Annotated in this window: 20 protein-coding genes; 9 read left to right on the top strand and 11 right to left on the bottom strand. The window is 75.5% G+C overall.

What is annotated here, in order from left to right; genetic code table 11:
• Positions 1–53: 53 nt before the first annotated feature.
• Together pxpB and OG618_RS30800 are read left to right on the top strand one after the other, a co-directional pair.
• On the top strand, positions 54–677 hold the full coding sequence (pxpB, locus tag OG618_RS30805) for a 5-oxoprolinase subunit PxpB (RefSeq protein ID WP_329492357.1): 624 nt from the start codon (positions 54–56) through the stop codon (positions 675–677).
• Complete coding sequence (locus OG618_RS30800; protein ID WP_329490847.1) at positions 674–1,561, top strand: biotin-dependent carboxyltransferase family protein; 888 nt, start codon at positions 674–676, stop codon at positions 1,559–1,561. Before pxpB ends, OG618_RS30800 begins: the two co-directional genes overlap by 4 nt.
• A gap of 43 nt (positions 1,562–1,604) precedes the next feature.
• Here OG618_RS30800 and OG618_RS30795 read toward each other — a convergent pair whose 3' ends face one another.
• Together OG618_RS30795 and OG618_RS30790 are read right to left on the bottom strand one after the other, a co-directional pair.
• Complete coding sequence (locus tag OG618_RS30795; RefSeq protein WP_329490846.1) at positions 1,605–1,934, bottom strand: hypothetical protein; 330 nt, start codon at positions 1,932–1,934, stop codon at positions 1,605–1,607.
• A 368-nt stretch (positions 1,935–2,302) separates the two neighbouring features.
• Positions 2,303–3,073 (bottom strand): alpha/beta fold hydrolase, encoded by a 771-nt coding sequence (locus tag OG618_RS30790; protein WP_329490845.1) that lies wholly within the window; start codon positions 3,071–3,073, stop codon positions 2,303–2,305.
• A 169-nt stretch (positions 3,074–3,242) separates the two neighbouring features.
• Here OG618_RS30790 and OG618_RS30785 point away from each other — a divergent pair, with 169 nt between their 5' ends.
• Complete coding sequence (locus OG618_RS30785; RefSeq protein ID WP_329490844.1) at positions 3,243–3,773, top strand: PadR family transcriptional regulator; 531 nt, start codon at positions 3,243–3,245, stop codon at positions 3,771–3,773.
• Between the two features lie 64 nt (positions 3,774–3,837).
• Here OG618_RS30785 and OG618_RS30780 read toward each other — a convergent pair whose 3' ends face one another.
• On the bottom strand, positions 3,838–4,401 hold the full coding sequence (locus OG618_RS30780; RefSeq protein ID WP_329490843.1) for a DUF4396 domain-containing protein: 564 nt from the start codon (positions 4,399–4,401) through the stop codon (positions 3,838–3,840).
• A 138-nt stretch (positions 4,402–4,539) separates the two neighbouring features.
• Between OG618_RS30780 and OG618_RS30775 the strand changes: the two genes are divergently transcribed.
• The gene (locus OG618_RS30775) at positions 4,540–5,235 is read left to right on the top strand and encodes a class I SAM-dependent methyltransferase (RefSeq protein ID WP_329490841.1); all 696 of its coding nucleotides are present in this window, start codon (positions 4,540–4,542) and stop codon (positions 5,233–5,235) included.
• A gap of 238 nt (positions 5,236–5,473) precedes the next feature.
• Complete coding sequence (locus tag OG618_RS30770; protein ID WP_329492356.1) at positions 5,474–6,316, top strand: undecaprenyl-diphosphate phosphatase; 843 nt, start codon at positions 5,474–5,476, stop codon at positions 6,314–6,316.
• A gap of 122 nt (positions 6,317–6,438) precedes the next feature.
• Here the strand turns inward: OG618_RS30770 and OG618_RS30765 are convergent, their stop codons facing one another.
• On the bottom strand, positions 6,439–7,947 hold the full coding sequence (locus tag OG618_RS30765) for a HEAT repeat domain-containing protein (RefSeq protein WP_329490840.1): 1,509 nt from the start codon (positions 7,945–7,947) through the stop codon (positions 6,439–6,441).
• Between the two features lie 334 nt (positions 7,948–8,281).
• Here OG618_RS30765 and OG618_RS30760 point away from each other — a divergent pair, with 334 nt between their 5' ends.
• On the top strand, positions 8,282–8,734 hold the full coding sequence (locus OG618_RS30760; RefSeq protein WP_329490839.1) for a PAS domain-containing protein: 453 nt from the start codon (positions 8,282–8,284) through the stop codon (positions 8,732–8,734).
• 142 nt (positions 8,735–8,876) lie between these two features.
• Here OG618_RS30760 and OG618_RS30755 read toward each other — a convergent pair whose 3' ends face one another.
• Positions 8,877–10,358: a DNA-binding protein NsdB gene (locus OG618_RS30755; RefSeq protein WP_329490838.1), complete on the bottom strand. Its 1,482-nt coding sequence runs from the start codon at positions 10,356–10,358 to the stop codon at positions 8,877–8,879.
• Positions 10,359–11,052: 694 nt separating this feature from the next.
• On the opposite strand from OG618_RS30755, the gene OG618_RS30750 reads away from it, so the two are divergent.
• A complete protein-coding gene (locus OG618_RS30750; RefSeq protein WP_380391653.1) occupies positions 11,053–12,045 on the top strand; it encodes an aminoglycoside phosphotransferase family protein in 993 nt (330 codons plus the stop codon).
• Between the two features lie 84 nt (positions 12,046–12,129).
• On the opposite strand, the gene OG618_RS30745 is transcribed toward OG618_RS30750, so the two are convergent.
• The 3 genes from OG618_RS30745 to OG618_RS30735 form a co-directional block, all read right to left on the bottom strand.
• Complete coding sequence (locus OG618_RS30745) at positions 12,130–13,413, bottom strand: acyl-CoA dehydrogenase family protein (RefSeq protein WP_329490836.1); 1,284 nt, start codon at positions 13,411–13,413, stop codon at positions 12,130–12,132.
• 338 nt (positions 13,414–13,751) lie between these two features.
• Complete coding sequence (locus tag OG618_RS30740; RefSeq protein WP_329490835.1) at positions 13,752–14,246, bottom strand: hypothetical protein; 495 nt, start codon at positions 14,244–14,246, stop codon at positions 13,752–13,754.
• A 771-nt stretch (positions 14,247–15,017) separates the two neighbouring features.
• Complete coding sequence (locus tag OG618_RS30735; protein WP_329490834.1) at positions 15,018–15,305, bottom strand: DUF397 domain-containing protein; 288 nt, start codon at positions 15,303–15,305, stop codon at positions 15,018–15,020.
• A gap of 314 nt (positions 15,306–15,619) precedes the next feature.
• On the opposite strand from OG618_RS30735, the gene OG618_RS30730 reads away from it, so the two are divergent.
• Both OG618_RS30730 and OG618_RS30725 read left to right on the top strand, forming a co-directional pair.
• Entirely contained in the window at positions 15,620–16,159 is a 540-nt protein-coding gene (locus OG618_RS30730) for a PTS-dependent dihydroxyacetone kinase phosphotransferase subunit DhaM (RefSeq protein ID WP_329490833.1), read from the top strand.
• A 120-nt stretch (positions 16,160–16,279) separates the two neighbouring features.
• Positions 16,280–17,209: an NAD-dependent epimerase/dehydratase family protein gene (locus tag OG618_RS30725; protein ID WP_329490832.1), complete on the top strand. Its 930-nt coding sequence runs from the start codon at positions 16,280–16,282 to the stop codon at positions 17,207–17,209.
• 87 nt (positions 17,210–17,296) lie between these two features.
• On the opposite strand, the gene OG618_RS30720 is transcribed toward OG618_RS30725, so the two are convergent.
• The 3 genes from OG618_RS30720 to OG618_RS30710 form a co-directional block, all read right to left on the bottom strand.
• Complete coding sequence (locus OG618_RS30720; protein ID WP_329490831.1) at positions 17,297–17,668, bottom strand: hypothetical protein; 372 nt, start codon at positions 17,666–17,668, stop codon at positions 17,297–17,299.
• The gene (locus tag OG618_RS30715; protein ID WP_329490830.1) at positions 17,665–18,153 is read right to left on the bottom strand and encodes an NUDIX hydrolase; all 489 of its coding nucleotides are present in this window, start codon (positions 18,151–18,153) and stop codon (positions 17,665–17,667) included. Before OG618_RS30715 ends, OG618_RS30720 begins: the two co-directional genes overlap by 4 nt.
• A gap of 191 nt (positions 18,154–18,344) precedes the next feature.
• Entirely contained in the window at positions 18,345–18,962 is a 618-nt protein-coding gene (locus tag OG618_RS30710) for an acetyltransferase (RefSeq protein ID WP_329490829.1), read from the bottom strand.
• Positions 18,963–18,978 lie beyond the last annotated feature (16 nt).

Here is an 18,978-nt window from a genome sequence, read left to right as displayed (position 1 = left end):
CGGGCGGCGCGCCCGCCGGCGGGCCCCCGGGCGCCCCGGTCGGCGACGCACCCCTGGTCCGGGCGGTCGGCGAGCGAGCGCTGCTGGTCGAGGTCGCCGGGACGGCCGAGGTCGGCGCGCTGTACGGCTGGCTGCGCGAACGGCAGGCGGCGGGTGAGCTGACCCCGGTGGAGGAGATCGTCCCGGCCGCGCGGACCGTCCTGCTCGACGGCGTGGCCGATGTCCGGGCGCTCACCGCCCTGCTGCGCACCGCCCGCCCCACGGCGGCCGGCGCCGCCCCCGGCCCCCTGCTGGAGGTGCCCACCGTCTACGACGGCGCCGACCTGGCCGAGGTCGCGGCGCTCTGGGAGGTCTCCCCCGAGGCGGCCGTCCGGATCCACACCGCGCCCGAGTACGTGGTCGCCTTCTGCGGCTTCGCCCCCGGCTTCGGCTACCTCACCGGCCTGCCGCGGCAGTACGGGACGCCGCGCCGGGCCTCCCCCCGCAGCTCCGTCCCGGCCGGCTCGGTCGCCCTGGCCGGCCCCTACACCGGCGTCTACCCGCGCTCCTCCCCCGGCGGCTGGCAGCTCCTCGGCCGCACCGGCCTCCCGCTCTGGGACCCCTCCCGGGAGCCGGCCGCCCTGCTGGCCCCGGGCGTGCGGGTCCGCTTCACCGCGGTGCGCGGCGGTGCCGGGTGACGGCGCCCGGCGGGCCCTCGGCCGACCGGTCGCTGGCGGTCGTCCGGCCCGGGCCGCTGACCACCGTGCAGGACCTCGGGCGGCGCGGCGTCGCCCACCTCGGCGTGCCCCGGGCCGGCGCGCTCGACGAGCCCGCGCTGCGCGCCGCCAACCGCCTGGTCGGCAACGGGCCCGGCGCGGCCGCGCTGGAGACCACCCTCGGCGGGGTCGCCCTGCGTGCGCACGGGCCGGCCGTCGTCGCCGTCACCGGCGCGCCCGCCGCCGTCCTGGTGGACGGGCGGCCCGCCGCCTGGGGCGCGCCCGTCGTCGTCCCCGACGGCGCCCTGGTGGAGGTCGGCGCCGCCACCCACGGCGTACGGGGCTACCTCGCGGTGGCGGGCGGGATCGCGGTGCCCCCGGTGCTCGGCAGCCGCTCGGCCGACCTGCTCTCGGGGCTGGGCCCCGCTCCGCTGGCCGTCGGCGACGTGCTGCCGGTCGGGCCTCCCCCGCCCCACCGGCCCGCGCCCGACCTGGTGCCCCTGCCCGCTCCCCCGACCGAGCTGGTGCTGCGGCTGCGGCCGGGGCCGCGTGCCGACTGGTTCGCACCGGACGCGGTCGCCCGGCTGGCCCGCGACCGGTACCGGGTGGCGGCGGCGAGCAACCGGATCGCGCTGCGCACCGACGGCCCGCCGGTCGGCCGGGCCGTCAGCGGTGAACTGCCCAGCGAGGGCATGGTGCTGGGCGCCGTCCAGATCCCGCCGGACGGACGGCCGGTGGTCTTCCTGGCCGACCACCCCACCACCGGCGGCTACCCCGTCGTGGGCGTCGTGCCGCCCGCGGACCTCGCCGCGGCCGCCCAGGCCCGCCCGGGGACGCCGCTGCGGTTCGTCCTGCTGCGGGGGTGAGCGCGGGGCCGTCGACAGGGCCCGGCGCCCACCCCCGGGCGGCTCACTCGAAGCAGGTCGGGCAGGACTTGGTGGCGATCCGGTCGCGGTTGCCCGCAGTGGCCCGCAGGGGCTGCGCACGGGTGACGTGGTGGCCGGACACCGGCTCGGTCACCCAGCCGTACCGGGGCGCGGCGAGGACGCTCTCCGTGAGATGGAAGCACCCCGGCAGATGGGCGTAGCCGGTGGGCGAGACGATGGCCGTCGCCCCGGTCGGCCAGCCCGCCCAGGTGGCACCCAGCACCGCCATCGCACGGTCGAGTCGCGGCACCGACCCGTCGGCCGGGCAATCGCACCACGACATCTCGCACCGCTCGCACCAGTCGGCACCCACACCCGTCTCCTCCCCTGGGACGGGTGGATCCTACTGACCCCGGGCAGCGCCCTTCACCTCGGGACCACCTGGTCAACGAGGCGTCGGAGAAAGCGCTTTGAGTGGGGGTCAGCAGCTGCCTCCTCGACCTCCCGGAGCGCGTTCCGGAGGACACGGGCGAGGGTCCGGGCGTTGCACGGGCATCGGTCATCGCGTCGAGTCGGCGGTGCAGGACGCGCGAGAGGTCGGCGGTGGCGGCGAGGCTTGCCCGGCGGTCGCGGAGGGCCGGCAGCAGCTCGAAGCCCGGGTCTCCGGCGAGCGGTTTCGGATCGATCGCCGGCCAGGGCGCGCGGCCACCCGGCGAAGGGGCAGGACAGGGCAGGGCGGCCTCAGGCTCGACGGGCCAGCGCGGTGGCGGCGATCGCGGCGAACCCGTCCAGGTTGTCGAACATGATGTTGTGGCCGCAGTCCGGGACCGCCACCACCTCGACCCCCGACGCCCGCAGCCGCTCCGCCCCCGGCAGCTCGCCGTCGGCCTGCGGGTGGAGGAACGTCCTGGGGATCTCCAGGTCCAGCAGGATCTCGCGCATGGTCGGCACGGTGCCCCGGGCGGTGTGGACGGCGCTGCGGTGGAGGGCCTCGGGACCGGCCAGCCGCATCGTGGACCACCAGAGCGGCCCGACCCACCTCCGCACCTCCTCCCGGCCGCCGGCCAGGAACTCCTCCTCGCTGAAGGTCGCGATCCCGCTGCTGCCCGGGCGGCGGACCGGCGTGATCGGATCGAGGTTGGCGTCGACCAGGAGGAGGTTCGCGACCAGCCGGGGGTGCCGGTGGGCGAGGACGATCGCCACCGCGCCGCCCATGCTGTGCCCGACCAGCTCGACCTCCACCAGCCCGGCCTCGTCGAGCGCCGCCGCCACCGCGTCGGCGTGGGCCTCCAGCGTGTACGGGAAGTCGGTGGGCCGGTCGCTGATGCCGAAGCCCAGTAGGTCCAGCAGGAGCGAGCGGCGCCCGGCCAGCAGCGGGTGGGCCGCCGCACCGGCGAAGTAGACGGGCGAGCTGGCTCCGAGGCCGTGCAGATAGACCCGGGCCGGCTCGGCACCGGGCACCTCCACCCAGCGGATCCGGTCCTCGCTCGGGGTGACGATGGCCTGGCGCATGGTCGTACTCCTTCTCGGGGCAGGGCAGAGCAGGGCTGAAGCAGGGCTGACGCGGGGCCGGACGCCCGGCCGGCGGGGCGCCGCGGATCACCGCGACGGAAGGACCATACCTCGGCAGCGAGGTATAGCGACAGCGAGTCAACGCAGCCCGATCTGAGAGAGTGGCCCCATGCTGAAGCTCGCGATCCTCGGGTTCCTCCGCGACCGGCCACTGCACGGCTATGAGCTGCGCCGCCATCTCGCCGCACTCACCGGACACGTCCGGCCGATCAGCGACGGCACGCTCTACCCGGCGATCAAACGCCTGGAGGCCGACGACCTGCTGGTCCGTACGACCGAGCCGGGTACGGCGGCGGCGCCCCGGCACACCCTCCACCTCACCGAGGCCGGCCGGACCGCGCTGCTCGACCGGCTCCGCACCCCGGAGGACCTGGACATCAGCGACGAGAACCGCTGGTTCACCGTGCTGGCCTTCCTGCGCCACCTCGACGACGACCCGCGGGCACAGGCCGCCGTGCTGCGCCGCCGGCTCGCCTTCCTCAGCGAGCCGGCCAGCTTCTTCTACGACGGCGCCCGCCCGGTGGGCGCCGAGGAGTTCGGCGACCCGTTCCGACGCGGGATGCTGCTGATCGCCCGCGCCACCACGGAGGCCGAGCTGGCCTGGCTGCGCGAGACCCTGACCGCCCTCGACCGGGCCTGACCCGGGACACCGCGGCCCCCGTCTCCCGGCCGAACCCGGGAGACGGGGGCGAACCCGCTCGTGGTCAGTGCTGGTGGTGGGCGTGGACGACCGCGTGGCCGCGGCCCCGGCCGATCATCCACTTGTTGACCGGCACGGTCAGGGTGAACGCGAGGGCGAGCGAGCCCGCCAGCGCGACCCAGAACAGCGCGTCGCCGAGGCCCGCGTCCATCGCCCCCGGCACGGTGACCATCACGGTGTTGTCGATCAGCTCCATGACCAGGATCGACACGGTGTCGGCGGCCAGCGCGACCTTGACGGCGGCGCGGACGTCCAGCCCGGCCTTCAGCACACCGCGCATGGTCAGGGCGTAGCCGAAGACGAAGGCCAGCAGCACCGAGAGCACCACGGTCGCACCGTTGTGCAGGCCGAAGGCGGTGCCGAGGACCATGCCCAGGATCTCGCCGATGGCGCAGCCGGTGAGGCAGTGCAGGGTCGCCTGGGCGGCGGTCCGCCAGCTCGCCCCACCGTCGCCGTGACCACCGTGACCACCGTGGCGGCCGTGACCGGCGTGGCCGGCGTGCGCCTCGTGGCCGTGCTCGGCGTGCTGGTGCAGGTGTCCGTGCTCGTGCTGTGCGGGATGCGCCATGTCGTCCTCCGCTTGCTCCGTGCCGTGCCTCTCGGCTCGTCGTCCTCGAACATATACCCCCCAGGGGTATCGAGCAAGCAGTCCGGGCACCGCGTCGCCCTCTTCCCCCTCCGGCCCGCCCGTGCTCCGATGGGACGCATGGCCGATGAACGACGCAACGGGTACGAGGGAACCGGACCGGGCCCGATCACCCCGGACGGGTGCGCGGTGGAGATGTACGAGCGGCTGCCGCTGAACGGCGAGCCCGAGGTGATCAGGAAGGCGGTCCCCGCCGGAGCCCGCATCCTGGAGCTGGGCTGCGGGGTGGGCCGGATGACCCACCCCCTGCTCGACCTCGGCTTCACGGTGACGGCCGTGGACGAGTCCGCCGAGATGCTGGCCCGGGTCCGGGGCGCCCGGACGGTGCGCAGCCCGATCGAGCGGCTGGACCTCGACGAGCGGTTCGACGTCGTCCTGCTCGCCTCCTTCCTGGTGCACGCCGGCGACCCGGCCGTCCGGCGCGGGCTGCTGGACACCTGCCGGCGGCACGTCGCGGACGACGGCCTGGTGCTGCTGCAGCGCGAGGGCGAGGACTGGATGCGCGACGTGCCGCGCGAGCGTCCGCTGGGCCGGGACGGGCTGGTGCGGGTGGCGTCGGTCACCCCGGTCGGGGACGGCGTGAACTCGGTGCACGTCGAGTACGAGTTCCCGGACGCGCGCTGGACCCAGACCTTCCTGTCCCGCCCGCTCGACACCGCCGCGTTCGAGCGGGCCCTGGCCGAGGCGGGGCTGGCCGTGGACGCCCACCTGACCGAGGACCGGACCTGGGTCCGGGCCCGCCCCGTCCCGCGCTGAGCGGAGCCGGGCCGCCTTCTCACCGGGCAGGCCGGAACGGGGGCGGAAGCGAGGCTGTCACCTTCACCGCGTAGCATCAGGCGCGCGCCGGGCCCGCGCAGCCCGAGCGCCGGGCGGACCCGGCGGTTCGCATGCCATCGGCATGTGCCCCGTGCATGCCGACGGCATGCTCCCGCACCGACCTACAAGGACCGCTGATGCTCATCGAGCGACGGATACCCCGGGCGGGTGTCCGGTGATCGACTGGTTCCACGGAGCCGTCCTCGGCCTGATCCAGGGGCTCACCGAGTTCCTGCCGATCTCCTCCAGTGCCCACCTGCGGGTCTTCTCGGCCCTGCTGGGCTGGGACGACCCGGGTGCGGCGTTCACCGCCGTGACCCAGCTCGGCACCGAGTCCGCCGTGCTGATCTACTTCCGCCGGGACATCGCCTCGATCGTGAAGACCTGGACGCTCTCGCTGTTCCGCCCGGCGCTGCGCTCGCACCAGGACGCCCGGATGGGCTGGTTCGTGATCATCGGCACACTGCCGATCGGCATCCTCGGCAAGCTGTTCCAGGACACCATCGAGACCAACCTCCGCGACCTGCGGATCATCGGCACCACGCTGATCGTCTTCGGTCTGATCCTGGCGGTGGCCGACCGGACCCGGGCCGTCCGGCACGCCAAGCCGATCACCGACCTGACCCTGCCGCACGCCGCCGCCTACGGCATGGCGCAGGCACTCGCGCTGATCCCCGGCGTCTCCCGCTCCGGCGGCACCATCAGCGCTGGGCTGCTGCTCGGCTACAGTCGCGAGGCGGCCGCCCGGTACTCGTTCCTGCTCGCCATCCCGGCCGTGCTGGCCTCCGGCCTGCTGGAGCTGACCAAGATCGGCGAGGGCCCCTCACCGGCCTGGGGGCCGACCATCCTGGCCACCCTGATCGCCTTCGCGGTCGGCTACGCGGCGATCGCGTGGTTCCTGAAGTACATCTCGAACAACAGCTTCATGCCGTTCGTGGTGTACCGGGTGGCACTGGGCATTCTGATCATCGTCCTGGTCAGCACCGGCACCCTGGCGGCCGACGCCGGCGTGGTGAAGTAGAACGCGGTTCCACCGAGGACCTCCCGGGTACGACGAAGCGGGCCGGGCACCTGATCTGGTGCCCGGCCCGCTTCGTCGTACCCGGGATCGGGGTGTCGCCCCGGGTGTGGTGTCGGGGGGTCCTACCGACTTCGCTCGCGGGCGGCGGTCAGCCGGCCGCGCACGGCGGCGTGGACCTCGGCCTCCTCGGCCGGGTCGGCCGCGAGGCGGCGCAGGCGCTCCAGCACGCGGGCGTCGCCGGTGGTGGCGACGTGCCTCGCGGCGAGCTCACGGGTGGATTCCTCGCAGTCCCAGAGGCACTCGACGGCCGGGCCCTCGGGAAAGGCCACGTCGGTCGCGGCGAGCGCGCGGGCGGCCCGGCCGCGCAGCTCGGAGGAGGCGGCCTCGCCGTAGATGTGGCGCAGGACGGGGACGGCCTCGGCGGCGGCAAGCCGCCCCGCACCGTCGACCAGCGACCCGAGCCCGGGGCCGCCGACCCCGCGGACCGAGATCCAGCGGCGCAGCCCGGCCACCACGAGCGCCGCGTCGCCGGGCTCCCCGGCGTCGGCGAGCAGTTGGACGGCGGCCTCGCCGAGGGCGCTGTCCGCGCCGCCGGTGGCCGGGTCGGCCCAGCGGCGGGCGTGGGCCAGCGCCTCGGGGCCGCGCATCCGGCCGATCAGTTCCAGGGCGGCGCGCACCGTCCGGTCATCGACATCGGCGGCGGCGGCCTCGATCAGGCCGGCGGCGGCCGGGTCCCGCTGGTCGACCAGGTAGCGCAGGGCGGCCCGGCGGGCACCGGGCAGTCCGTTCCGCGCGGCCTCCAGCACGGCGGGGCGGTCCTCGGGGCGGACCACGGCGGCCAGGCAGCGGGCGGCGGCGGCGGCCCTGCGGTCCACGGCATCGGGGCCGGCGGGATCACCGCCGTCGCGGGCGGGCTCCGGGCGCTCGGGCCGGCCGGCGAAGGCGGCGGCGCCGAGGCCGCCGAGCTCGCCCTGGTCGGCCCAGACGAGCACGTCGGCGGTGGACCAGCCCGGGGTCACGCCGGTGCGGTTCACCTGGCGCTGCCAGAGGTCGAACGGGGACTGCTCGCTCGCCGCCGCGACCCGCGGGTGGTAGGCCGCCCAGAGCCGCCACGGCCGTGGCTCGTACGCGCCGCGGATGAACTCACGCAGCTCGGCGTCGCCCTCGGGGCCCGGCGGGAACCGGTCCAGCACCGCGGTACCGAGCAGCAGCAGGCCGCGGTCGTCGTCGCGCAGCGCGAGCTCGTCCAGCGCCCAGGCCCAGTTGGTGCCGGTGGCGGCGTACTCGCGCAGCATCAGCAGCGCGTCGCGCCGGCCGTACGCGGCGAGGTGGCCCAGGACGGACAGGGCGAGACCGGTGCGGTACTCGTCGTCGTCGAGGAGGTCCTCCGGGTCGTGGAGGTGGTCCTCGATGCCGTCGAGCGGCGCCTCCAGTTCCATGTAGAGGCGCGCGTAGTAGAGGGAGCGGTTCTCGACCTGCCAGTCGGCTCTCGGGTCCCTGGTGACGCACTCCTGGAGCGCGGCGATGGCGTCGGTACGGTCGGCGGCCAGCGCGTGGAGCTGCCCGTCACCGCGGCCTCGCTGAAGGAGGCCGAGGAGGCTGGCACTGGGTGCTATCACTGGCTCGAACATGAGGTCAGCATCCGTTGCGGCGGTCGTAGTGGCAACGGGATTTCCGTCGCCGGGGTCGGTGGTCGGTACTGCGGTGGGCGCCCGGGCGCCGGAATCACCGAAGGTTACCGCCTCGGACACCTCGCCGCACACAGGGCGATCGACCCCCCTGCCGCAGTGGCATATGCCGGGGGAATTTTGCCAGAGATCTGCTCAAATCCCCCACGAGGGTGACTCCGCTGTGCGACAGTCTTCTCACTGCTTGACAGCTTCCCACCTCACGGCCACCCCGCGGCCACCCTCCCCACCTCCCTCTCCGCCGGCCCGGCGCCGGCCTCGACCCGATGGAATCGCCATGAGCATGCCTGCCACTGCCGCCCGCCGGGCCGCCCGCCGCAGCGATGCCCGCCGGACGGACACCGGGGCGGACGACGGGTCGGTGGGCGGCAGAGTGGACGGCACGACGCAGGCGCACTCCGGTCCCGTGGTCGGCTCCGCCGAGTGGGACCTCCTCACCGACGACGTCCGGTGGTCCGCCGAGGTGTACCGGCTGCTCGGCTGCGACCCGGGGCACGGACCGCTCAGCCTCGACCGGCTGCCCGACCGGCTCGCCGAGGCGGACCGGCCGCAGCTGCGCCGGATGATGACCGACGCCCTGGTGCACGGCCGCCACGCCTTCGGCACCCTCCAGGTCAGCCACCCCGACGGTGAGCGCACCACGGTGGAGTGCGCGGGCGAGCCGGTCCTCGGGAACGACGGCACCGTGACGGCGCTGCGGATGCTGCTGCGCCCCGCCGACCCCGACTGACGCAGGCCGCCCCCGGCCGACGCCGGGCCCCGGACGGCTCACAGCCCCGGACGGCTCACAGCCCCGGACGGCTCACAGTTCCGGGCGGCTCACAGCCCCGAACGCCCGGAGCACCGCGCGGCTCGGACGGACCGCGGCCGGCTCAGGCGAACCTGGGCCGGTTCTTGGCGTCCGCCTGCCGCAACTCCCGCCCGAGCTCCACCCGCAGCTCGTCCACCACCGGCAGCCCCCGGTAGCGGGCGGTCAACCGGTACATCTCGCGCAACCGGTCCCAGGTGCGGTGCGAGGAGTTCTGGCCGATCAGGTTCATCACCATCTTGGCCTGGAGCTCCGCCGCGTCGGGCTCCCCGCTGAGCCAGTGCACCGAGGCGAGCGTGATCCGGTCGAACAGCGCCGAACGCAGCTGACCGGTGCCCTCGCGCAGCTTGATCACCCGCTCGGCCTGGCGGCGCGCCTCCGGAGCGGCCGTCAGGTCGTGCTCGGCCAGGGTGCGCAGCACCAGCGCCTGCATCCCGCGCAGCTCGGCCTCGTCGAAGAGCTGCATCCAGGAGGGCGGCGGCTCGGACACGTCCTCGGCGAAGAGGTCCTCGGCCTCGCCGAGCAGCCGCCGGGTGTCCTGCGAGTGCCCGACCGAGGCGTGCGCCCAGGCCTCCACGGTGTTCAGCATCGCCCGGGTTCTGGGCAGCACCCGGCCGCCGCTCGCCCGGGCCGCGGCCATCAGGTCGATCGCGTCGTCGGCGCGGCCCAGGTGCACCATCTGGCGGGCGGCCCGGGAGATCGCCTCACCGGCCCGGGGGCGGTCGCCGGCCTCCTTGGCCGACTCGGCGGCGATCATGAAGTACTTCTGCGCGGTCGACTCCAGGCCGACGTCGTGCGACATCCAGCCGGCCAGCACCGCGAGGTTGGCCGCGACCAGCCAGAGCCGCTGCTCCACGGCCTGGCCGTGGCGGTGCGTCAGCAGCCCGCCCACCTCGTTGAGCTGTCCCACCACCGCCTTGCGCTGGAGGCCGCCGCCGCGTGCCGCGTCCCAGGCGCGGAACACCTGGACCGAGCGCTCCAGTGCCTCCACCTCGTCGAGCCCGACCGGGCCCGCGTCGTACACGTCCACCACCGGGCGGGCCCCGCCCTGGGTGACCACCTGTCGGGGGCCCGGCGCGGCGGCCGCGTACGCGACGGCGTCCCCGCCCAGCCAGCCCTTGAGAGTGTCGGCGATGACCGCCCCGGCCGTGAGCGCGGCGCCCGCACCCACCAATCCACGTCGGTTGAGCATGAGGTCCATTCCCGTGAACTCGGTGAGGACCGCGGCCGTACGATCCGGCTCCCATGGATGTGCTGCGGACTGCGCCGCTCCGGTCCTGGTGGGCCGGTGTCGTTCCAGACCGAGGTCCTCAATGGTGACGACACGGCCGAGCCGCTCCGTGAACACGGACGCCAGTACCCTCGGCACCGGATCGCGCGGGATCTCCCCGTGCTCGATCCAGCGCCGGACCCGCGAGGTGTCGGTGGACAGCTGCTGCTCTCCCATGGCCGCACCACGCCGGTTGACCAGCCGTGCGAGCTCGCCCTTCGACCATCCGGCCAGGACGAACAGATCGGCGAGTCGGGTGTTGGGTCCCCTGCTCACGTGAAGCCCCCAGGTTCCTCGGCTGGTTCAGGCTAGATGCTCCGTCATGTGCCAGGCGAGCATTCGCCAGGCTTCGCCAGGGTCCGCCACATTACTAACCAGTGCCGTCCGGGTGTGATGTAGAGGTGCGCCACCTCGCCCCTCGGGTCGGGCGGCGCCCCGGGCAGGTGGGGGGTGCTCCCCCGACCGTGTCACGGGGCGTCCCCGGTCCTCACCCGAGGGGGTGGCGCGGCCGGGTGGCGCGGGGGCGCCGGGCACGGCCACGGCAGTCCGGTCGTCCGCATTCCCCAGGGTGCGGAACGACCGGGTCACCGCCGAAGCAAGGGGCTCCGGCCCCCGCGTCCGTGCCCGGCGCCCGCGCTCCACCCACCGCACCGAGACAGGGCCGCCGTCACGCCAGCAAGCACGCGGCACCGGCCCTCCCCGCACCGCGGGGCGCACCCGCCGACGGACAGAAAGGGACCACCCTCACCCCATGTACTCCTCCGCGACCTCCCCCACGCCGACCGCGACCCGCACCGCGCTGCGCCCCCCGGGCGCGGCCGCCGGCCGTCCCGGTCCGAAGCAGCTGCCGCCGAGCCGCCCCGCGGTGCCGCGCGGCGCCGACGGCCGGACCACGGACGCGCGGGGCCAGGCCGCCCGGACGGCGCTGGGGCTGCGCGCCCCCGAGTCCGTCCTGCCGCCGGGCGCCCGGATGCCGGCCGTCCGGCCCGGCGACGGCCGGATGCTCCGCCCGCCGATGCGGCCCGGTCAGCCCGGTGCCCCCGAGCGGATCGACCCGGCGGCGCTGCAGACCCCGGCCGTACGGGCCGCGCTGGCGGGTGTCGCCCGGATATGCCCCGCCTTCACCCCGCGCCAGGTGCTGCGCGAGGGGAGCCGCCACATCCTGGTGGCGGGCACCATCGGGCGCGCGCCGGTGGTCGCCAAGTGCCTGGCCCCGCAGGCGGTGCGGAGCGAGTACTTCGAGCAGCTGGTGGCCGACTTCCACCACGAGGTCGCGGTCTACCGCGCCTTCGTCCGGCACCGCCCGCCGGTGCGGCTGCCCCGGCTGGTCGCGGCCGACCACGACCGCTGCGTGCTCGTCATGGAGCGCGTGCCCGGCCGGCCCGCCGCCCGGGAGCGCCACCCCGCCAACGCGCCGACCCCGGGCGAGGTGCGGGCGCTGCTCGGCGCGGTCCGCACGCTCAACCTGTGGCGGCCGCCGACCGACGTCTTCCAGCCACGGCTGGACTACCAGGTGGAGATCGCCCGCTACCACTCGGTGGGACAGCTCACCGACCGGGACGCTGGCGATCTGCGCGGCCTGCTGCACGGCCTGAGCCACGCCCCGCTCCAGCTCTGTCACGGCGACGCCCTGCTCAGCAACATGCTGCTGGCGCCCTCCGGGCCGGTCCTGGTCGACTGGGAGCAGGCCGGCTGGTACCTGCCGGGTTACGACCTGGCCGTGCTCTGGAGCGTCCTCTCCGGGGACACCGCCGCCCGCCGGCAGATCAGCCAACTCGCGCAGAGCGGCGGCACACTGGCCCGGGACGCGTTCCTGGTGAACCTGGTGCTCGTGCTGATGCGGGAGATCCGGCTGTACGACGTGCCCGGCGCCGGCGAGGAGCAGCGGATCATGATCCGCCGGCTGTACGACGACGCGGCGCTGGCCCGCCGGGCCGTCCGCGCCGCCGTCGGCACCCGCTGAGCCGGGCGAACGGCCCGGGCCCCGGCCGCTCGCGCACGAGCGGTCGGGGCCCGGGCCGTTCGGGCCGCGGCGGGGCCCGGCCGGTCAGAGGCGTCGCCCGCGCTCCAGGGCGGCCCGGCCGGCGGCGTCCAGGACGGCCTCGTCCGGGGCGAAGTGGACACGGCTGCTGAGCACGTCCCGCAGATAGCGCTCCAGCGGGTGACGCCGGCTCAGGCCGGGGTTGCCGGTGAGCGAGACCGCCTGCTGGACGGCCGCTATCGCCGCCCGGGTGGCGAGCAGTTGCGCCGGACCGGTCCGGGCGACGGCGTCCGGTTCGGCCCGGTCCACCCGCGGTGCCAGTCCGTTGACCAGCTCCTCGGCGCCGATCAGCTGGGCCTCGATCTCACCCAGCGCGCAGCGGTACCGGGGCAGGCTGCCGAGCGGCTCGGTGAGGTTGGCCGGAGTGCGCTGGTGGAGGAAGCGGACCAGCCACTGCTCGGCGGCGCGGGCGACCCCGAGGGCGACCGCGGACAGGGCCAGATCGTGCCAGGCGCGGGTGAGTTCGGCGGCGGGCACCGCGGCCGCGGCACCCGCGTCCTCGATACCGCCGGCCTCGACGCCCCTGGCCTCGGCACCGGACGGCGCGGTTCCGGCGCGGGCGGGCCCGCCGGCCCGGCCGGTGGTCCTCGGGCCGTTGCTCCTCGGGGCGGTGAGTCCGAGCGCGAGTTCGCCCGGCACCCGGACGGCGTCCAGGACGACGTCGTGGCTGGCGCTGGCCCGCAGGCCGAGCTGGTCCCAGGTCGGGTCGACCTCGATGCCCTCGCTGTCCCCGCGCACCAGGAAGGTGCCGATCCGCGGCACCGGCTCCTCGGTCCGTGCGGTGACGGCCATCCAGGCCAGCGCCTCGGCACCGGCGCAGTACGTCTTTCGGCCACTGAGCAGCCAGCCGTCACCGTCCCGCCGGGCCACCGTGGCCGGCTGGGCGCCGCCCTGGCCGCCCGGCTCCGCGCGCAGGGTGTTGACCAGGGCGGGCCCCCGGCGGGACTCGGTGAGCAGCCGCCGGTAGCCGGCCGCCGGCCAGGCGGCCACCCGGGCCTGCTCGGCGTGCTGCAGCAGCGTGAAGGCGGTGACCACGGCCACCGAGGCGTCCCCCCGGCCGAGTTGGGCGAGCACCCGGACGGTGTCGGCGAGCGTGCCGCCGGGGCCGCCGTACCGCTGTCCGACGGTGAGGGTGAGCAGACCGGCCTCGTGCACCGCCTCGATGCCCTGGTAGGGGAAGGTCGCGTCGCGGTCGTGTTCCTCGGCGCGCGCCGCCAGCAGGTCCACGACCCGGGGCAGCCCGGCGAGGGCGGCGGCGACGGGCGACTGATCGGCAGCGGTGGTGGTCATGGTGCTGGTGCCTCCGGACGGCAGCGTGGGCTCGGCAAGTGCGGGCGGCACGCCGGACGGGCGCGCGGTACCGGTGGACGGCCCCGGAAGTCAGCGCAACACCCGCCCCCGGATCGGCGCCGGCCACTCGGCCGGGCACCCGCCGCCTCGGGGACGAATCCCCCTCAGTGGCCCGGACACGCCGCGCTTGCGGTGCGCCGCAGGTCCAGGTAGCTGCGACGGGTCAGCAGCGGGAGACGGCACGACATGTTCGCGACTGTACGAAGCGATGATCGAAACCGTCAAGCAGTGCCCGGAGCCCGGAACCGGCCCCGGCCGCGCCGCCGCGGGAGTGCCGGTCAGCCCTGCTGGAACATGTCCGCCGGGAGCGGCTTGAGCAGCTGGTAGAGGTCGTCCGAAATCGGTCGGTCCCAGGAGGCGATGGTGACCTGGACGCCGTCGCTGCGGCCGAACTGCGAGCAGAACACCCGGCCCTCGCTGACCTTGACCTTCTTCACGATCAGCAGGTCGTCCCCGAGCATCACCGGGAAGTCCTCCGCCGAGACGAACTCGACCGGTTCTTCGTTCTCCAGCGCCGCGAGCAGCTGCCGGACCTCGAAGGGCACCTCGTCCCCGGTCTCGCGGGCCGGCGAGCCCTCGGGGAGGTTGCCGATGAACATCGCCGGGCCTCTGCCTCCGAACAGGTCGTAGCGGAGGAAAATCCCCTGACAGGAGCCGTCCGGGCCGGTCATCATGGCCGCGCCGAAGTCACCGGGCCAGTCGCCCGGGTCCATGGCGAGCACGTCGAAGTCCGGGCCGGTGGGCTGTCCGGAGCGACGGCGGAGAAAAGACATGGGAACATCGTACGTGCCCGGCACACCACTCTCGCGGGGTGGGTGGGGCGCTGGACGGAGATCCACGCTCAGAGACCAATGTTGACTCTGAGCAACCGTCCGGGCTACGTTCGGTTCAGCACGACAGCCGTTCTGGGTTTCACCCTTCGGGGGGACGGCATGTCGCAACGCGGCCCTACACGCGTATCCCTCACTGTGCACATCGTCGTGCCGATCCGCCGAGCACCCAGCTTCGTCGTCGCACACAGCACAGCACACAAGCCAGCAGTTCGAAGCCACACAAGCAAGGTCCGCGGGGCCCCGGCCCGTCGCTCCCGCGGATCTGCTCGGGACGCCGCCGCGTGGGGGCGTGCGGGTCCCGAGCACCCGGCACCGACGTCGAGTCGCTCTCGGCAGCGGTGTCAGCCTCCCGGCGACTGCCGGCCCCTCGTGGGCCGGGACCGGCCAACGCACCCCCGGTGCGCAGGGGATGACTGGGAGGCAGGTCCGGCGTGACTGCCGGGCTGCACAGCAGGCGCCGTGTCTGGCCGCGTGGGGGCGGTGGGCACGGCGTCTGCCTGTGCTCATACTCTGAGCTGCGCTTGTCTAACAGTCAACAGAATTTATGACCGGGTACGCTCAAGGCTGATCACAAGATGGGAACGGGCCCCTCACGGGACCCGTTCCGGCACTCCCCTCCCTGTTCCCCGGCCGGTCCGCGGCGGCCAGGACAGGCGATCAGGCGGGCGGGCAGGCCGGGCGGGCAGGCCGGGCGGGCAGGCCGGGCGGGCCTCAGGTGAGGTCGAACTCGCCGTCCCGGGCGCCGAGCACGAAGGCCCGCCACTCGCCCGGTGTGAACACCAGGACCGGCCCGTCCTCCTGGCGGCCGTCCCGCATGCCGATGTAGCCGTCCACGAACGCGATCTGGACATCCCCGACCCCCTGACTGCTGCACAGCCAGGTCGCCCCGGTGAAGTCCACCTTCGGCTTCCCGCTCGGCGCGAGCTCCGGCGACGGTGCGGGCACCTCGACGCCCGTGCCCACGGCCGACTCCACGTCAGTCCCGCTATTGGCTGCCATTACTGGTCTCCTCCCGACGGCTTTCGAGGCCAGCCTAGTCACCGCCGCCGCCCCGGTCAGCGGGTTGCCGAGGACTCCCCCGACCGGGGGCGACGCTCCGCCGGCGGGCCCCGCGGGCCGCCGCGCTGTGCTAGGGGATGGGGGCGAAGCCGCGTCGGATCAGGCCGCGGCGCACACACCCCTACGGCCCACGGCCGGAAAGCGTCCGTCGATCGGGCCGGGCGCCCCGTCCGGAGCGTGTCCCGCCCCGCCGGGCGGCGCCCGAGCTGCCAGAGTGAGGAGGGCCCGCACCCCGACGCCCCCAGGAGCAGCCGATGAGCCGCCGGGACGGCACCAGCGCCGATGTCATCCCCATCTCCGAGGCCCCCTCGGCCCACCCCCCGGCGCCTCGCACCCCGCCCGCGCGCACCCCGCTGCCCCGGTCGGCCCCCGGCCGGCCGCCCCTGCACGGACGGGTCGGGGTCGTCCTGGTCTCGCACAGCCAGGAGCTGGCCGCCGCGGTACGCGCCCTGGCGCTCGCGCTGGCCGGTACCGACTCCCCCTCCCCGGTCGCCGCGACCGGCGGCGACCCGGACTCCGGTCCGGGCATCAGCGCCGTCCTGGTGTCCGCCGCCACCCGCCGGGTCGACCAGGGGCACGGCGTGGTGATGCTCGCCGACCTCGGCAGCGCGGTGACCACCGTCCGGGCCCTGCTCTCCGACGCGGACGAGCACGGGCTGCCGTTCCCGGTCCGGTTCGCCGACGCACCGTTCGTGGAGGGCGCGGTGGCCGCGGTCGCGACGGCCACCGCAGGCGGCGACCTCGCGGCGGTCCTGGACGCGGCCGAGGAGGCGTACCGCCAGCGCAAGGACTGAGCGGGCCGGGACCGCCGGACCCTTCTCGCCGTTCCGCCCCACCGCGGGTGACCGCCCGGCTACCATCGGCACAGGGCCGGGCCGGGCGGGCCGGGCGGGTGCGGAGGGGGAGCCCCAGCCATGCGCGTGGTCGTCACCGGCGGAGCCGGATTCATCGGGGCCAACCTGGTCCGGGCCCTGCTGGCCCGCCCCGAGGTGGAGCAGGTCCGGGTGGTGGACAACCTGTCCACCGGCCACAAGGCGAACCTGGCCGGCGTCGACGCCGCCCTGTACGAGGGCAGCATCCTCGACCCCGCCCTGCTGGACGAGGCCTTCGCGGGCGCCGACGCGGTGGTGCACCTGGCCGCCCTGCCGTCCGTCCCGCGCTCCGTCGCGGACCCGCTGGCCAGCCACCACGCCAACGCGACCGGCACCCTGGAGGTGCTGGAGGCGGCCCGCCGGGCCGGCGGGCTGTACGTGGCCGCCGCCTCCTCGTCCTCGGTCTACGGCGCCAACCGGGAGCTGCCCAAGCGCGAGACCATGCGCACCGCGCCGATGAGCCCCTACGCGGTCAGCAAGCTGGCCTCGGAGTCCTACCTGGCCGCCTACCACCACTGCTACGGGCTGGGCGTGCTGCCGCTGCGGTTCTTCAACGTCTTCGGCCCGCTCCAGCCCGCCGGGCACGCCTACGCGGCCGTGGTACCGGCCTTCCTGGACGCGGCCCTGGCCGGGCGGCCGGTGACGGTGCACGGGGACGGCGGCCAGAGCCGGGACTTCACCTACGTCGGCACCGTCACCGAGGTGATCACCGAGGCGGTGCTGCGCCGGGTGGTGCACGCCGATCCGGTCAACCTGGCCTTCGGCACCCGAACGTCGCTGCTGGAGCTGGTCGGCACGATGGAGTCGGTGCTGGGGCGGCCGGTCGCGGTGACCCACACCGACCCGCGGCCCGGCGACGTCCGGGACTCGCAGGCCGACAACGCGCGGCTGCGCGAGCTCTTCCCGGACGTCCGGCCGGTGGCGCTGCGCGAGGGGCTGGAGCGTACGGCGGAGTGGTTCCGCACGCTCTGACGCGCGGGGCGGGGCCGGGGCGGTGCGGTGCTCGCGGCCCGGCGCTCGCGGCCCGGCGCTCACAGCCCGGTGCTCGGCCCCCGGTGCTCAGCCCTCGGCGAAGGCAGCGGCGCCCGCCGCCGTCCGGAAGATCCCGGACGGCGGCGGGCCGCCGGAGCCGACCAGGGCGGCCCGGTCGGTCCGCACGCCGTCCAGCGCCAGCTCGACCGCGCCGGGGCGCACGGGATCGGCCGGCGTCCGGAGGGCGAGTTCGAGCACCGTCGCCGCGGTCCGGAAGGCCAGCCGGACCCCGGAGGGCATCTGGGCCACCCGGCGCAGCGCCTCGTCCGGGAACTGCGAGGCCGTCCAGGCCGGCAGCAGCCAGGGCCGCAGGCCGTACCCGGTGCGCTCCAGGTGCAGGGCCCCCCGGACCTCCACCGGCCCGTCCAGCAGGGGGACATCGGCCATCGGGCCGGTCACGGACGCTCCCCGCCCTCCCACAGGAAGGACGCCGCTCCCCGGCCCTCCCGGGCCTGGCGCAGTGCCCGGTGCTCCGCCTCGATCATCGGCGGCAGCGCGTCGAGCGCGAACCAGCCGACCGCGAGCGACTCGTCGTCGTTGACCCGGGCCTCACCGCCCACCGGGCGACAGCGGAAGACCAGGACCAGGTACTGGGTCACGTCGCCGTTGGGGTAGCGGACTTCGGGCGAGACATCGACCCCGGCGAGCACCTCGGGGACGACCACCACCCCGGTCTCCTCCAGGCACTCGCGCGCCGCGCCGTCGGCGGGCTGCTCGCCGGGGTCGAGGATGCCGCCGGGCAGGGCCCAGCGGCCGTCGTCGGCCCGCTGGATCAGCAGCACCCGGTCGTCGTCGTCGAAGACGACCGAGACGGCGGCACTGAGCCAGAGCGGGCGGGTGCCGACCACGGCGCGGAGTTCGGCGAGGAACGCGGGGATAGCCATGCCCCGCACCCTATCCGGCACCGCGGCAGGCACCCGGGGCGTCCACCGCCGGGCCCCTACCCCGGCGTTGCCCGCGCGCAGGGGAGCCTGCCGCCGGCGGACGGTCGCCCGTGCGGGCCGCCGTCCGCCGGCTTGGCGGGCACCACCCGGGTGGGTCGGCGGGGAACCCGGACGGCCGGCGTCCCCGGCCGCTATCCGCGCAGCGGCCGGGCCGGGGAGCCGACCACCACCTCACCGGCCGGGACGTCCCTGGTCACCACGGCGCCCGCGCCGACGAAGGCGTCGGCGCCGATCCGGCGCCCCTGCAGCACCACGGCGTTGCTGCCGACGGTGGCGCCGTCGGCGAGCAGCACCGCGCCCGAGACGTTGCCGCCCGGATAGACCGTCACCCGCTCGCCGAACACGCTGTCGTGGCCGACCGTCGCGTTGTAGTGGACCTGGCTGTGTGCGCCGAGGCGCACGCTGCTCGACACGTACGCACCCCCCATCACCAGGCAGCCGGGGCCGAGTTCGGTGTCGGGCGCGATCAGGGCCCGGGGGTGGACGAGGGTGGCGGGTAGCGCGCCGCGGGCCTCCAGCAGCGCGCCGAGCCGCTGCCGGACGGCCGGGGCGGCGATCCCGACCAGGTAGCGGGCGCCGGCCGGGACGTCGTCGGGCCGGCGGACGGGCAGGCCGCGGACGGTGCCGCCGTGCCCGCGGTCGTCCAGGAAGCCGGCGACCGGGACGCCGGCCGCGAGGGCGGTGTCCAGTGCCTCGCGGCCGACGCCCCCGGCGCCGGCGATCCAGAGTGCTCGGTGGTCGGTGGCCATGGCGGCCATCCTGCCC

Source organism: Kitasatospora sp. NBC_01246 (genome assembly GCF_036226505.1).
In the GTDB taxonomy this organism is placed as follows: Bacteria; Actinomycetota; Actinomycetes; order Streptomycetales; family Streptomycetaceae; genus Kitasatospora.
The sequence above is the reverse complement of the archived record's forward strand: the minus strand, read 5'-3'. Positions and strand labels throughout refer to the sequence as shown.

Bases quoted from the DNA above. Each gene is read 5' to 3' on its own strand.
- OG618_RS30730 (WP_329490833.1), top strand. From the start codon at position 15,620: ATGAGCCGCCGGGACGGCACCAGCGCCGATGTCATCCCCATCTCCGAG.
- OG618_RS30745 (WP_329490836.1), bottom strand. From the start codon at position 13,413: ATGACCACCACCGCTGCCGATCAGTCGCCCGTCGCCGCCGCCCTCGCC.
- OG618_RS30735 (WP_329490834.1), bottom strand. From the start codon at position 15,305: ATGGCAGCCAATAGCGGGACTGACGTGGAGTCGGCCGTGGGCACGGGC.
- OG618_RS30775 (WP_329490841.1), top strand. From the start codon at position 4,540: ATGGCCGATGAACGACGCAACGGGTACGAGGGAACCGGACCGGGCCCG.
- OG618_RS30760 (WP_329490839.1), top strand. From the start codon at position 8,282: ATGAGCATGCCTGCCACTGCCGCCCGCCGGGCCGCCCGCCGCAGCGAT.
- OG618_RS30715 (WP_329490830.1), bottom strand. From the start codon at position 18,153: ATGGCTATCCCCGCGTTCCTCGCCGAACTCCGCGCCGTGGTCGGCACC.
- OG618_RS30790 (WP_329490845.1), bottom strand. From the start codon at position 3,073: ATGCGCCAGGCCATCGTCACCCCGAGCGAGGACCGGATCCGCTGGGTG.
- OG618_RS30725 (WP_329490832.1), top strand. From the start codon at position 16,280: ATGCGCGTGGTCGTCACCGGCGGAGCCGGATTCATCGGGGCCAACCTG.
- OG618_RS30710 (WP_329490829.1), bottom strand. From the start codon at position 18,962: ATGGCCACCGACCACCGAGCACTCTGGATCGCCGGCGCCGGGGGCGTC.
- OG618_RS30740 (WP_329490835.1), bottom strand. From the start codon at position 14,246: ATGTCTTTTCTCCGCCGTCGCTCCGGACAGCCCACCGGCCCGGACTTC.
- OG618_RS30785 (WP_329490844.1), top strand. From the start codon at position 3,243: ATGCTGAAGCTCGCGATCCTCGGGTTCCTCCGCGACCGGCCACTGCAC.
- OG618_RS30765 (WP_329490840.1), bottom strand. From the start codon at position 7,947: ATGTTCGAGCCAGTGATAGCACCCAGTGCCAGCCTCCTCGGCCTCCTT.
- OG618_RS30750 (WP_380391653.1), top strand. From the start codon at position 11,053: ATGCCGGCCGTCCGGCCCGGCGACGGCCGGATGCTCCGCCCGCCGATG.
- OG618_RS30780 (WP_329490843.1), bottom strand. From the start codon at position 4,401: ATGGCGCATCCCGCACAGCACGAGCACGGACACCTGCACCAGCACGCC.